Source organism: Stenotrophomonas sp. yr243 (genome assembly GCF_900184195.1).
Taxonomy (GTDB): Bacteria; Pseudomonadota; Gammaproteobacteria; order Xanthomonadales; family Xanthomonadaceae; genus Stenotrophomonas; species Stenotrophomonas lactitubi.
The window spans coordinates 113342-127006 of record NZ_FXWT01000001.1; the positions used below are offsets into that span (position 1 = coordinate 113342).

The 13665-nt window shown below is 67.6% G+C and carries 11 protein-coding genes; all 11 read left to right on the forward strand.

The genetic code is table 11. From position 1 onward, the window contains the following. Positions 1–16: 16 nt before the first annotated feature. On the forward strand, positions 17–808 hold the full coding sequence (gene fliR, locus QOL57_RS00500) for a flagellar biosynthetic protein FliR (protein ID WP_089241001.1): 792 nt from the start codon (positions 17–19) through the stop codon (positions 806–808). 162 nt (positions 809–970) lie between these two features. Further along, positions 971–3097, forward strand: coding sequence for a bifunctional diguanylate cyclase/phosphodiesterase (locus tag QOL57_RS00505; RefSeq protein ID WP_089240999.1), 2127 nt, complete (start codon positions 971–973; stop codon positions 3095–3097). A gap of 229 nt (positions 3098–3326) precedes the next feature. Beyond that, positions 3327–4457, forward strand: coding sequence for a flagellar biosynthesis protein FlhB (gene flhB, locus QOL57_RS00510; protein WP_089240997.1), 1131 nt, complete (start codon positions 3327–3329; stop codon positions 4455–4457). Further along, the gene (gene flhA, locus QOL57_RS00515; protein WP_089240995.1) at positions 4454–6556 is read left to right on the forward strand and encodes a flagellar biosynthesis protein FlhA; all 2103 of its coding nucleotides are present in this window, start codon (positions 4454–4456) and stop codon (positions 6554–6556) included. The genes flhB and flhA overlap by 4 nt, the downstream gene beginning before the upstream one ends. Before the next feature lie 145 nt (positions 6557–6701). Further along, positions 6702–8321 (forward strand): flagellar biosynthesis protein FlhF, encoded by a 1620-nt coding sequence (gene flhF, locus QOL57_RS00520; RefSeq protein ID WP_089240993.1) that lies wholly within the window; start codon positions 6702–6704, stop codon positions 8319–8321. Next, the gene (locus tag QOL57_RS00525) at positions 8308–9195 is read left to right on the forward strand and encodes a P-loop NTPase (protein WP_025878980.1); all 888 of its coding nucleotides are present in this window, start codon (positions 8308–8310) and stop codon (positions 9193–9195) included. Before flhF ends, QOL57_RS00525 begins: the two co-directional genes overlap by 14 nt. Continuing rightward, positions 9192–9935, forward strand: coding sequence for an RNA polymerase sigma factor FliA (locus QOL57_RS00530; protein ID WP_025878979.1), 744 nt, complete (start codon positions 9192–9194; stop codon positions 9933–9935). The genes QOL57_RS00525 and QOL57_RS00530 overlap by 4 nt, the downstream gene beginning before the upstream one ends. A gap of 19 nt (positions 9936–9954) precedes the next feature. Beyond that, complete coding sequence (cheY, locus tag QOL57_RS00535; protein WP_005413247.1) at positions 9955–10347, forward strand: chemotaxis response regulator CheY; 393 nt, start codon at positions 9955–9957, stop codon at positions 10345–10347. Further along, positions 10347–10952, forward strand: a complete 606-nt coding sequence (locus tag QOL57_RS00540) for a protein phosphatase CheZ (RefSeq protein ID WP_025878978.1) — start codon at positions 10347–10349, stop codon at positions 10950–10952. Before cheY ends, QOL57_RS00540 begins: the two co-directional genes overlap by 1 nt. A gap of 2 nt (positions 10953–10954) precedes the next feature. After that, entirely contained in the window at positions 10955–12799 is a 1845-nt protein-coding gene (locus QOL57_RS00545) for a chemotaxis protein CheA (protein WP_089240991.1), read from the forward strand. Between the two features lie 125 nt (positions 12800–12924). Next, positions 12925–13665: a flagellar motor protein gene (locus QOL57_RS00550; RefSeq protein WP_089240989.1), complete on the forward strand. Its 741-nt coding sequence runs from the start codon at positions 12925–12927 to the stop codon at positions 13663–13665.

Here is a 13665-nt window from a genome sequence, read left to right on the forward strand (position 1 = left end):
ACGGACGCGCACGCAGATGGACGCCGCCACCCAGATGGCTGCCGACGGCCTGAATGCCTTCGGCATGATCGGCACCGTGCTGTGGACCATGCTGCGCATCGGTGCGGTGGCCATGGCAATGCCGATGATCGGTACCCGCGCCGTGCCCGGCCGGGTGCGGGTGATGCTGGCCGGCACCCTGGCCATCGCGTTGGCGCCCCTGCTGCCGCCGGTACCGGACTGGACCGGCTTCGACGCCGCCACCGTGCTGACCATTGCCCGCGAGCTGGCCATCGGCGTGGCCATTGGTTTCATGCTGCGTCTGGTATTCGAGGCGGGCGCGATGGCCGGCGAACTGGTCGCCCAGGGCACCGGCCTGGCGTTTGCGCAGATGAGCGACCCACTGCGCGGCGGCACCTCCGGTGTCATCGGCCAGTGGTTCTACCTGCTGTTCGGCCTGCTGTTCTTCACCGCCAACGGCCATCTGGCGCTGATCTCGCTGGTGGTGGACAGCTACCGCGCCCTGCCGATCGGCGCGCCCCTGCCCGATCCGCACGCCTTCTTCAGCATCGCCCCAACCTTCCTGCTGACCGTGCTGCGGGGGGCGCTGACCCTGGCCATCCCCCTGACCGTGGCGATGCTGGCGGTGAACCTGGCCTTCGGCGTACTGGCCCGCGCCGCGCCGGCGCTGAATCCGATCCAGCTGGGCCTGCCGGTCTCGCTGCTGCTGGGCCTGTTCCTGCTGACCCTGCTGGTCGGTGAAATGGGTCCGCCGGTGCAGCGCCTGTTCGATGCCGCTTTCGAGGCTGCAGGTGCAGTGACCCGCTGACGCGGTCGTCACGTTTTGCTGCTTGCCGTCCCCCCCGGTGCCCGCGTTAGAGTGAATGCGCAGCGACCGGGGGGACGCTGCAACCGGCGGCCTCTGGTCGCTCGCCTTACGCATGCCCCACCGTAGTTTTTCCGTTGACAGGCAGGTCCGGGAGACTGACGAATGCTGGTAGGCACGTACAACCCGTGGTTGGTGGCGACCTCATTGCTGGTTGCAGTGATGGCGTCCTACACCGCGCTGGCGATGGCCGGGCGCACCGTCACCGCGCCAGGCAAGGGTGCGACCTGGTGGTGGCGCCTCGGCGGCGGCTTTGCGATGGGGCTGGGCATCTGGTCGATGCACTTCATCGGCATGCTCGCCTTCGACCTGCCCATTCCGCTGGGCTACGACCTGCCCATCACCCTGCTGTCGCTGGCACTGGCGATCGGCTCGTCGGTGTTCGCGCTCTGGCTGGTATCGCTGCGCACCCTGCCCCACCCACGCCTGGCCGGCGGTGCCCTGCTGATGGGCAGCGGCATTGCCAGCATGCATTACGTGGGCATGGCCGCGATGCGCATGCAGCCTGGCATCGATTACCAGCCAGCGTGGCTGCTGCTGTCGCTGCTGGTCGCGGTGGCCGCATCGTGGACCGCGCTGTACGTGGCCTTCCGCCTGCGCGCACAGCACACCCGCATCGGCGACCGTCTGGCCGCCGCCGGACTGCTCGGCCTGGCCATCGTCGGCATGCACTACACCGGCATGGCCGCCGCCCGTTTCCCCGAAGGCAGCATCTGCGGCGCAGCGGTGGGCGATGGCCTGCAGAACAACTGGCTGGCGATGCTGGTGGTGGTGCTGACCGTGGCGATCCTGGCGGTGGTGCTGGTGGTGTCCTGGCTGGACCAGCGGGTGGAGGCACAGCTGTTGCGCCTGCGCAATTCACTGCTCAGCACCTCGCTGACCGACGCCCAGCAGGAACTGACCCAGGCCGCGCTGCACGACCCGCTCACCCGCCTGCCGAACCGGCTGCTGCTGCAGCGACGCATCGTGCAGGCACTGGCCGAGGCCGAACAGGGCGGCAGCCGCTTCGCGGTAATGTTCATGGACCTGGATGGCTTCAAGCAGGTCAATGATGCCTATGGCCACCAGGCCGGCGACGCGTTGCTGGTGGCGGTGGCTGAACGCACCCGCCAGCTGCTGCGTCCGCACGATCTGCTGGCACGGCTGGGCGGCGACGAATTCGTGCTGGTGGTGCGTATCGAGCACGATGAAGACCTGCCGACCCTGGCCCGGCGCATCCTGCAGGCGGTGGGAAGCGGCCCGCTGCTGCCGGACAACGAACTGCAGGTGACCGCCAGCATCGGCATCGCGATCTGCCCCGACCACGCTGCCAGCGAACGCCAGCTGATGGCCTTCGCCGACGCAGCCATGTACCAGGCCAAGGAGTCGGGCCGCAATGCGTTCGTGCTGTTTGCCGACTGGATGAACGACAGCGCCGAGCAGCAGTTCCGCCTGCTGGCCGACCTGCGCCGGGCGATCGGCAGCGAGCAGCTGTTCCTGCATTACCAGCCGAAGATCCGCGTGGCCACGCAGAAGGTGGCCGGCGCCGAAGCGCTGATCCGCTGGCGCCACCCGGAGCAGGGCCTGATTCCGCCGGACCGCTTCATCCGCCTGGCCGAGCGCAGCGGTGCGATCAACGAGATCGGCCGCTGGGCGCTGGACCAGGCCTGCCAGCAGCTGCGCCACTGGCATGATGCCGGCCATGACAGCTGGACGATGTCGGTGAACCTGTCTCCGGTGCAGTTCAGTTCGCCGCACCTGCTGCAGGACGTACGCGAGGTGATCGAGCGCTACGCGATCGCCCCGCGCAACCTGGTGCTGGAGATCACCGAAAGCACCGTGATGCGCGATACCGATACCAGTCTGCGCCTGCTGCAGAGCTTCTCCGCTCTGGGCGTGGGCATCTCCATCGATGATTTCGGGACGGGTTACTCCAGCCTGCTGTACCTGAAGCGTCTGCCGGCCACCGAGATCAAGATCGACCATGCGTTCGTGCGCGACCTGGAACACAGCGCCGAGGACGTGGTGATCGTGTCGGCCATTGTTGCGCTGGGCCACGCGCTGGACATGGATATCGTCGCCGAAGGTGTAGAGACCGCCGCGCAGCGTGCCTATCTGGAACGCCTGGGCTGCGACTACCTGCAGGGCTTCCTGCTGGGCCGGCCGGTGGACGCGGCCCGCTTCATGCAGCTGCACGACCTGCCGCGGCCACGGGTGGAACTGGCCAGCGGGCCACCCCGTAACCCCCAGTAGATCCACGCCATGCGTGGATGCCCCTTCCCGCGGAGCCAAACCCAGTAGATCCACGCCATGCGTGGATGCCCCTTCCCGCGGAGCCAAACTCAGTAGATCCACGCCATGCGTGGATGGCCCTTCCCGCGAAGCCAAACCCAGTAGATCCACGCCATGCGTGGATGCCCCGTGCCCATGTCACGGAACGATTCTTGCACGCACCCCGGCATCCCCTGCTGCAGTGCCTGTGATGTCCGAGAACGAATCCGCCGGCGAGAAAACCGAACAACCGACAGAAAAACGCCTGCGCGACGCCCGCGAACAGGGCAACCTGCCGCGCTCGCGTGAACTGGGCACGGCCGCCGTATTCGGCGCCGGCGTGATCGCGGTGATGGCCATGAGCGGCTCGATGGCCAGCGGCGCCAGCGCCTGGATGCGCCATGCGCTCAGCCCCGAACAGAGCCTGCGCCAGCACCCCAAGGCCCTGTTCGGCCACTTCGGCGACCTGTTGCTGCAGCTGATGTGGGTGATCGCGCCGCTGGTGCTGGTCTGCCTGCTGGCCAGTTTCCTGGCGCCGGTAGTGATGGGCGGCCTGCGCTGGTCGGCCAAGGCGATGATGCCCGACATCAACCGCATGAACCCGATGAGCGGGCTGAAGCGCCTGTACGGCCCCGAAGCCGTGGCCGAGTTCATCAAGTCGTTGCTGCGCGTGGCCTTCGTCGGCGTCGCCGCCGGCATGGTCGTCTGGACCAGCTTCAACACGCTCCGCGGGCTGATCCACCAGCCGCTGGAAACCGCCATCGGCGACGGCCTGGGCTTCACCCTGCGGCTGCTGCTGGCCACCGCCGGCGCGATGCTGGTACTGGCCGCCATCGACGCGCCGTACCAGCGCTGGAACTGGATGCGCAAGCTGAAGATGACCCGCGAAGAGCTGCGCCGGGAGATGAAGGAGAGCGAAGGCAGCCCGGAAGTGAAAGGCCGCATCCGCCAGTTGCAGCAGCAGATGGCCAACCGCCGGATGATGGAGGCGGTACCCACCGCCGACGTGGTGGTGGTCAACCCGACCCACTATGCGGTGGCGCTGAAGTACGAAGGTGGGGCCATGAATGCGCCCACCGTGGTCGCCCTGGGCGTGGACGAAACCGCCCTGCGCATCCGTGAAGTGGCCGACGGCAACAAGGTCGCCATCGTCTCTGCCCCGCCTTTGGCACGCGCCTTGTATCGGGAAGGCCAACTCGGCAAGGAAATCCCCGTGAGACTGTATTCAGCCGTCGCCCAGGTCCTCTCTTACGTCTACCAGCTGCGCAGCTGGCGGACCGGCCCGATGCCGTCCACGCCGCACATCCAGGTCGATGAGTTCGGCAACGGGGGCCGTCCATGAGCGCCCAGGCATCCAGCTTCAATACCCGTCGCGCACTTGAGATGATCCGCCAGGGTCTTGGCGCGCCGCTGATCGTGCTGGCCCTGCTGGCCATGGTCGTGGTGCCGCTGGCCGCGCCGGTGCTCGATGCGCTGTTCACCTTCAACATCGCCATCTCGCTGATGGTGCTGCTGGCGGTGGTCTACGTGAAGCGCCCGCTGGATTTCACCATCTTCCCGATCGTGCTGCTGATCACCACCATGCTGCGGCTTGCGCTGAACGTGGCCTCCACCCGCGTGATCCTGCTCAACGGCCAGAACGGCCACGAAGCGGCTGGCAAGGTGATTGCCGCGTTCGGCGAATTCGTGATCGGCGGCAACTACGCGGTCGGCATCGTGGTGTTCGCGATCCTCACCATCATCAACTTCGTGGTCATCACCAAGGGCGCCGGCCGCGTCTCGGAAGTGACCGCGCGCTTCATCCTCGACGCCATGCCCGGCAAGCAGATGGCGATCGACGCCGATCTCAACGCCGGTTTGCTGACGCGCGAGGAAGCCAAGCTGCGCCGTGAAGAGGTCCGCGAGGAAGCCGACTTCTACGGCGCGATGGACGGTGCCAGCAAATTCATCCGCGGCGACGCGATCGCCGGCATCCTGATCCTGTTCATCAACATGCTGGGTGGCCTGGCCGTGGGCGTGCTGCAGCATGGCATGCCCTTCGGCGATGCCGCGGCCACCTACACCCTGCTGTCGATCGGTGACGGCCTGGTGGCGCAGCTGCCAGCGCTGCTGGTTTCCAGTGCGGTGGCGATGCTGGTTACCCGTGCCTCGCGTTCGCAGGACATGGCGCAGGCGATGACCGGCCAGGTGTTTGGCCAGTACCGTGCGCTGGCCATCACTGCCGGCATCCTCGGCGTGGTCGGCCTGGTGCCGGGCATGCCCAACGTCGCTTTCCTGACGCTGGCGGCAATCCTCGGCTTCATCGCCTGGAAGGTGTACCGCAAGGGCCTGGCGCCGGCGCAGGCCGACACCGCGGCAGGCGAAACCAACGCACTGAACGCGCTGGGCCGCCCTGCCGCCCCCGCACCCACGGCGGAACTGAGCTGGGACGAGCTGCGCCCGGTCGATCCGCTGGGCCTGGAAGTCGGCTATCGATTGATTTCGCTGGTGGACAGCAACCAGGGCGGCGAGCTGATGCCACGCATCAAGGGCGTGCGCCGCAAGCTCACCCAGGACGTCGGTTTCCTGATTCCGTCGGTACACATCCGCGACAATCTGGAGCTGCCGGCCAACGGCTACCGGGTACTGGTGCATGGCGTGCCGGTAGCCACCGCCGAAATCCATCCCGACCGCGAACTGGCGCTGGACCCCGGCAGTGCGCTCGGTCCGCTGGAAGGCATCGCCGGCAAGGACCCCGCCTTCGGCCTGGACGCGACCTGGATCCAGCCGCACCAGCGCGCCCAGGCAGAAACCCTGGGCTACACCGTGGTCGACCCGGCCACGGTGGTGGCCACCCATCTTTCGCACCTGATCCGCGAGCACGCGCCGGAACTGCTGGGCCACGAGGAAGTGCAGCACCTGCTGGCCAACCTGGCCAAGAGCGCGCCCAAGCTCGTCGAAGATCTGACGCCGAAGGCGCTGCCGCTGTCGGCGGTGGTGCGCGTGCTGCAGAACCTGCTGATCGAGCGCATTCCGATCCGCCAGCTGCGCAAGATCGCCGAAGCCCTGGTCGAACACGCCCCGCACAGTCAGGACCCGGCCACGCTGACCGCCGCCGTGCGCACCGCGCTGGGCCGCTTCATCGTGCAGGAGATCGCCGGAATGTCGGCGGAGCTGCCGGTATTCACCCTCAACCCGCAATTGGAACGTGTCTTGCAGGAGTCCACGCAGGGCAACGGCGCCGCGCTGGAACCCGGACTCGCTGAGCGACTGCACCAGAGCCTGGCCGAATGTGTCAGCAAGCAGGAAGCCCGCAACGAGCCCGCGGTCGTGCTGGTACCAGGCCCGGTGCGTGCCGCGCTGGCCCGCCTGGTCCGCCACAGCGTTCCGTCGCTGTCGGTCCTGGCGTACAGCGAGGTGCCGGAGGACAAGCGCCTGAAGCTGGTCGGAACGATCAGCTGACGCCGCCCTGCAACGCGCCAGAAAACAGACACCACTTTCAAACACCCGCAACAGACAGATTCCAAGGGGAACCCGAACCGTGCAGACCACCGACCACCCGCGTTCTCCGACCGCCACTCCGCCGACTTCGTCCCGTGACCACAGCATGAAAATCAAACGATTCGTCGCCGCCGACATGCGCTCGGCCATGAACCTGGTGCGCAAGGAACATGGTCCTGACGCCGTGATCCTGTCCAACCGCCGGATCGAGGAAGGCATCGAGATCGTGGCAGCCGCCAACTACGATGAGAGCGCCGTGCAGCGCGCTCTGGAAGCGTCGCGTCGCGACGTGGCGCCGCCGCCCGCACCGAAGCCGCGTACCGCCGCCGACGCGGTGATCGCCGCGGTCACCCGCCGTCGCAGCAACACCCCGGCGCCGGAGCCGGTGGCAGCCACCACTTCCGCCGTAGCCGCCCTCGCCCGCGCTGCCGTCGGCGCGACCGGCCGCACCCTCGACAGCGCCGACGAAATCGTGCCGACCCGTGGCAGCACCGGTTTCGCCGCTACGCTGGCGCGTGCCGCCGTCAATGAATCGACGCTGCCGGAACAGATCTTCGCCCCGTTCGCCGACGCCATCGTGGCGCCCTTGCCGGCCGCAGCCGCGCCGGTGAACCGCGCCCGCTTCCAGATCGATCCGCCGCTGGAAGACAGCGCGCAGGTGCCTGCAGCGTCGCCGCCGCCGTTGCCGGTTGCCAGCCAGGCCGCCGCGGCGCCCGAAGACGAAGCACCCCATGCGCCGGTTGCCGTGCAGCCGACGGAGGTTGCACCCGCACCGCTGCCGACCCTGGCGCCGGCACCTGCTCTCACTCTGGTTGCCGACGACGCCGAGATCCGCCACCTGCGCCAGGAAGTGGCCGGCATGCGCCAGGTGATCGAGCGCGAAATGAACCGCTTCACCGACGAGCGCCTGCGTGGCTGCCCGGTGCGCGCCACCGCGCTGGACTTGATGGACGAGTACGGCTTCGACGCCGGCATCGCCCGCGACGTGGCCATGCAGATTCCGCTGGAAACCGAAGCGCATCGCGGCCGCGGCCTGATGCTGGGGCTGATCTCGCGCAAGCTGCCGATCGCTCCGGTCGACCCGATGGAGGAAGGCGGTGTGATCGCCCTGGTCGGCCCGACCGGCGCCGGCAAGACCACCACCATCGCCAAGCTGGCCTCGCGCTTCGCTGAAGCCCATGCGGCCCGCGACGTCGCCCTGGTCACCACCGATACGATGCGCATCGGCGCCCGTGAACAGCTGTACGGCTATGGCCGCCAGCTCGGCATCGCGGTGCACGAGGCCAACAGCGGCACCGACCTGGACCAGCTGCTGGAGCGGCTGAAGGACTACAAGCTGGTGCTGATCGACACCGCCGGCCTGGGCCCGCGCGACCGTGCGCTGGCCGCCCAGCTGCAGTGGCTGCGCGCCGCCCGCCAGGTCCGCACCCTGCTGGTGCTGCCGGCCAACACCAGCTTCGGCGACATGGACGAGGTGGTGCGCCGCTTCGGCGCGGCCAACCTGCAGGGCCTGGTGCTGAGCAAGCTGGACGAGACCGGTCGCTTCGGCAACGCCCTGTCGGTGGCGGTGGACCACAAGCTGCCGATCACCTGGGTGACCGATGGCCAGGACGTCCCGGACGACCTGCACCGGGCCAGTGCAGCCAATCTTGTACTTCGCCTTGAAGATTTGCGCCGCGCGGCCGATATGCCCTGCAACCCGGAGTTGAACCATGCCGTCGCGTGAGTACGCCAAGCTGACCACCACCTTCCCGCTGACGGCGACCCGCAGCGAGCCACTCGGCCCTGTGCGCACGATTGCCGTGACCGGCGGCAAGGGCGGCGTCGGCAAGACCAACGTGTCGGCCAACCTGGCCGTGGCGCTTGCCGGCATGGGCAAACGCACCCTGTTGCTGGACGCCGACCTCGGCCTGGCCAACATCGACGTGATCCTCGGCCTGAGCCCCACCAATACCCTGGCCGACCTGGTCGCTGGCCGTTGCAGCCTGGATGACGTGATCATCGAAGGCCCGAACGGCGTGCTGGTGGTACCGGCCGCGTCCGGCCGCCGGCACATGGCCGAGCTCGCCCCGGCCGAGCATGTAGGCCTGGTCAACGTGTTCTCCGAACTGGAGCGCGAGCTGGACATCATGGTGGTGGACACCGCCGCCGGCATCACCGATGGCGTGCTGACCTTCTGCCAGGCCGCGCAGGACACCGTGGTGGTGGTCTGCGATGAACCGGCCTCGATCACCGACGCCTATGCACTGATCAAGGTGCTGTCGCGCGAACGTGGCGTGGACCGCATCCAGGTGGTGGCCAACATGGTGCGCGACCCCAACGAAGGCCGCGTGCTGTACGAGAAGCTGACCCGCGTCTGCGAGAAATTCCTCGCCGATGTCTCGCTGAACTACCTCGGCTGCGTGCCGCAGGACGACTGGCTGCGCCTGTCGGTGCAGCGCCAGCAGCCGGTGGTGAAGGCCTATCCGTCCAGCCCGTCGGCACTGGCGATCACCGAGATCGCCCGCCGCACCGCCCGCTGGCAGGCGCCGACCGAGCCGCGCGGTGGCGTCGAGTTCTTCCTCGAACGCATCATCAAGCAGCGTGGGGTGGCCGCATGAAAGGCGCCGCCCAGTACAGAGAGGTCCAGCGCACGGCGGCCAACGAGGTCATCGCCCAGCACTCGGACCTGGTGCGGCGCATCGCCCACCATCTGGCCGCGCGCCTGCCGGCCAGCGTTGAAGTGGACGACCTGATCCAGGCCGGCATGATGGGCCTGATCGAAGCGTCGCGCAGCTACGACGCCGACCAGGGCGCCTCGTTCGAGACCTACGCCTCGATCCGCATCCGCGGCTCGATGATCGATGAGATCCGTCGTGGCGACTGGGTGCCGCGTTCGGTGCACCGCCGTGCCCGTGACGCTGCTGCGACCATCCGTCGCCTGGAGCAGAGCACTGGTCGCGCCGCCAGCGCCACCGAAGTGGCCGCCGCCATGGAGATGCCGCTGCCCGAGTACCTGCGCCTGATGGAGGACGCCTCGCGCGGGCAGGTGCTGAGCCTGGAATCACGCATTGAAGACCAGGGCGAGCTGGACACCGTCGCCCAGGGCGGCCCGACCCCGCAGCAGGTGCTGGAACGCGGCGAGTTCGGCCGCGAGCTGGGCAATGCCATCGGCCACCTGCCCGAGCGCGAACAGCTGGTGCTGTCGCTCTACTACGAGCAGGAACTGAATTTGAAGGAGATCGGCGCAGTGCTCGGCGTGAGCGAGTCGCGGGTCTGCCAGATCCACGGCCAGGCGGTCCTGCGCCTGCGTGGCCGACTGAAGATTTTCGAGGCGGCCGACGCCGGCCTCGAGAGCTGATCAACAAAGGAACTCTGCTTTGAACAAGAACATGCGCATCCTGATCGTCGACGATTTTTCGACCATGCGTCGTATCGTCAAGAACCTGCTGGGCGATCTGGGCTTCACCAACACCGCCGAAGCCGAGGACGGGCATGCCGCGCTGTCGTTGCTGCAGAGCCAGCCGTTCGACTTCGTGGTCACCGACTGGAACATGCCGGTGATGACCGGCATCGAACTGCTCAAGGCGATCCGTGCCGATGCCAAGCTGAAAACCCTGCCGGTGCTGATGGTGACCGCCGAAGCCAAGCGCGAGCAGATCATCGAAGCAGCGCAGAACGGCGTGAACGGTTACATCATCAAGCCGTTCACCGCACAGACGCTGGAAGAGAAGCTCGGCAAGATCTTCGAACGCCTGGCGGCCAGCGCTTGATGGATACCACGGTCGACAAGAGCGCCCTCGCCCTGCGCCTGCAGGAAGCCCTGGACGCACTGGAATCCGGCGACGAAGCGGCCTGGCGCCAGCGCATCGACGGCCTGGTCGCGCTGCGTACCCAGCCGATGATGAGCGGCCTTTCGCGGCTGGCCCGCGAGTTGGGCCAGGCGCTGGGCGAACTGCCGACCGTGCCCGATGAAGCCGGCGAACTGGACGACGCCTGCGCGCGCCTTGACCACGTGGTGGCGATGACCGAACAGGCCACCCATCGCACCCTGGACCTGGCCGAAGAGTGCCGCAGCCTGACCGAACAGCTGCGCGCTGATGGCCTGCAGCCGGGCCAGGACGTGCAGCTCGACCGCATCCGCCACAACCTCACCGAGATCGCCCTGACCCAGAGCTACCAGGACCTGACCGGACAGATCATCCGTCGCGTGGTCGGCATCGTCCGCCGCGTGCACGAAGGCTTCGGCGCACTCGGCCTGCCGCCGGAACAGCATCGCACCGACCCGGAACTGGCCGGGCCGGCACTGAAGGGACTGGACCGCCATGCGGTCTCGCAGAACGACGCCGACGACCTGTTGTCGGATCTGGGGCTGTAACCATGGGCGCGGTAGCCGACGACATCACTGCCGATTTCATCATCGAGGCCCAGGAAATCCTGGATCGCCTCGGCGAACAGCTGGTGTCGCTGGAACAGGCACCGCAGGACAATGAACAGCTCAACGCGGTGTTCCGTGGCTACCACACGCTGAAAGGCGGTGCAGGTTTCCTCGGCATCACCGCGATGGTCGAACTGTGCCACGCCGCCGAAGAAGCGCTGGGCGCCGTGCGCGCCGGCCAGGCCGTACTGCAGGCACATCACTTCGATGCCGCCCAGCAATCACTGGACTATCTGCAGTCGATGCTCGACGCGGTGTCATCGGGTACCGAGCCGGGCTTTGCCCCGCCCGAACTGGTCGCCCAGTTCGACGTGCATGGCGGTGGCGCGGCTGCACCCTCGGCCGCGACGCCGGGTACGGGCAGTGGCGACCTGATCACCGACGACGAATTCGAGGCCCTGCTCGACCAGCTGCACGGCGGCAACGCGCCGACGACCGTAGCACCGGCGGCGAAGAAAGCCGACGACATGATCAGCGAAGACGAGTTCGAGGCGCTGCTCGACCAGCTGCATGGTGGCGCCGCCCCGGGCAGCAACACCACCGCAGCGGTTGTCGCCGCGCCGGCACCGCGACCGGTGCCCTCGCCGGCCCCGCCAGCTGCCGGCAAGCCGGCGCCCAACAAGCCCGTCGCCGAAGCCGAACACACCGTGCGCGTGGATACCAAGCGCCTGGATGCCATCGTCAACCTGATCGGCGAACTGGTGCTGTCACGAAACCGGTTGAAGACGCTGCGCGCACGCCTGCGCGATGAAGAGCTGGACCGCGCCGTGTCCACGCTGGACATCGCCACTGCGCGCCTGCAGTCGGCGGTGATGCGCACCCGCATGCAGCCGGTCGGCAAGGTGTTCTCGCGCTTCCCGAAGGTGGCGCGCGACGTTGCGCGTTCGCTGAAGAAGGAAGTGGACCTGGAACTGATCGGCGCCGAGACCGAGCTCGACCGCAACCTGGTCGAAGCCCTGGCCGACCCGCTGGTGCACCTGGTCCGCAACGCCATCGACCATGGCGTGGAAACGCCGGAACTGCGCGAAGCGCAGGGCAAGCCACGGATGGGCCACGTGCGCCTGTCGGCGCAGCAGGAAGGCGACTACGTCAGCATCGAGGTGCAGGACGACGGTGCCGGCATCGATCCGGAAAAGCTGCGCGCCAAGGCACGCGAGAAGGGCCTGATCGATCCGGAAGCCGCTGCTCGCCTGAGCAGCGAAGAATGCCTGCACCTGGTGTTCCTGCCCGGCTTCTCGACCAAGCAGCAGGTCACCGACATTTCCGGCCGCGGCGTCGGCATGGACGTGGTGCAGTCGCGCATCCGCGAGCTGAGCGGGCAGATCCAGATCCAGTCGGAACTGGGCCGCGGCAGCCGCTTCATGATCCGCGTACCACTGACCCTGGCAATCCTGCCGACCCTGCTGGTGCAGGCCGGCGAAGACGTCTACGCGCTGCCGCTGGCCCGCGTGATGGAAGTGCTGCATGCACCGCGCACCTCGCTGGGCTGGTTCGATGGCCGCGCCGTGCTTGACCGCCGCTCGCACACGCTGGCGCTGGTTGACCTGCGGCAATGGCTGGATGTGACGCCGGCCGCCTCGCCGCTGCTGACCATCGTCGTGCTGCAGGCCGGTGAAGCACGCTTCGGGCTGGTGGTGGACCAGGTGCGCGGACGCGAGGAAGTGGTCATCAAGCCACTGCCCAAGGCCCTGCGCGGCCTGCGCGGTTACGCCGGTGCAACCTTGATCGGCGATGGTCGCATGGCGCTGATCCTGGACGTGGACGGGCTGCGCAGCCCACACGACTGACCCGATTCCTGAACGCGATACGCAAGAGCGCCGGGCCCGCCCGGCGACACAGGAAACTGTGAACTCCGTTACACCAGATTCTCCCGGTGTCTCAAGTCCCATTCATACAAGCCGATACCGGACCCATGGATAGACTCAGCCTCATTGGACTTTTCCTCGCCCTGGCCTCGCTGGTCGGTGGCAGCATCCTCAAGGGCGCCGGCCTGGCGTCGTTGTGGTCGCCTGCGGCGTTTGTGATCGTCATCGTCGGCACCATCGCCGCCATCCTGTTGCATACCGCGCCGGCGGTGTTCAAGCATGCGTTCAAGATCGTGCGCTGGGTCGTGCGGCCGCCGCACAGCGACCGTCGCGAACTGATCCAGCAGATCGTGGAATGGAGCAACATCGCCCGCCGCCAGGGCCTGCTCGGCCTGGAATCGCAGGTGGAAGCGCAGCGTGATCCGTTCCTGCGCAAGGGTCTGCAACTGCTGGTGGACGGTGTGGAACCCGAATCGATCCGGCACATGCTGGAGATCGAACTCGGCAGCCAGGAACACCAGGATCAGGCCGGCGCCAAGGTATTCGAGGCCATGGGCATCTATGCGCCTACGCTGGGCATCATCGGCGCCGTGCTCGGCCTGATTGCAGTAATGAAGAACCTGGCCGACCCCAGCAAGCTCGGCCACGGCATCGCCGCGGCGTTCACCGCCACCATCTACGGCATCGCCTCGGCCAACCTGCTGTTCCTGCCCATCGCCGCCAAGCTGAAGGGCGTGATTGCCCACAACTCGCGCGACCGCGAAATGGTCATCGAAGGCCTGATCTCGATCGCCCAGGGCGAGAACCCGCGCAACATCGAAACCAACCTCTCCGGCTTCCTGCACTGA

Excerpts from the sequence above, each read along its gene's own strand:
- flhA (WP_089240995.1), top strand. The coding sequence starts at position 4,454 with ATGAGCGCCCAGGCATCCAGCTTCAATACCCGTCGCGCACTTGAGATG.
- flhF (WP_089240993.1), top strand. The coding sequence starts at position 6,702 with ATGAAAATCAAACGATTCGTCGCCGCCGACATGCGCTCGGCCATGAAC.
- flhB (WP_089240997.1), top strand. The coding sequence starts at position 3,327 with ATGTCCGAGAACGAATCCGCCGGCGAGAAAACCGAACAACCGACAGAA.
- QOL57_RS00505 (WP_089240999.1), top strand. The coding sequence starts at position 971 with ATGCTGGTAGGCACGTACAACCCGTGGTTGGTGGCGACCTCATTGCTG.
- QOL57_RS00550 (WP_089240989.1), top strand. The coding sequence starts at position 12,925 with ATGGATAGACTCAGCCTCATTGGACTTTTCCTCGCCCTGGCCTCGCTG.
- QOL57_RS00545 (WP_089240991.1), top strand. The coding sequence starts at position 10,955 with ATGGGCGCGGTAGCCGACGACATCACTGCCGATTTCATCATCGAGGCC.
- QOL57_RS00530 (WP_025878979.1), top strand. The coding sequence starts at position 9,192 with ATGAAAGGCGCCGCCCAGTACAGAGAGGTCCAGCGCACGGCGGCCAAC.
- QOL57_RS00525 (WP_025878980.1), top strand. The coding sequence starts at position 8,308 with ATGCCGTCGCGTGAGTACGCCAAGCTGACCACCACCTTCCCGCTGACG.
- QOL57_RS00540 (WP_025878978.1), top strand. The coding sequence starts at position 10,347 with ATGGATACCACGGTCGACAAGAGCGCCCTCGCCCTGCGCCTGCAGGAA.
- fliR (WP_089241001.1), top strand. The coding sequence starts at position 17 with ATGGACGCCGCCACCCAGATGGCTGCCGACGGCCTGAATGCCTTCGGC.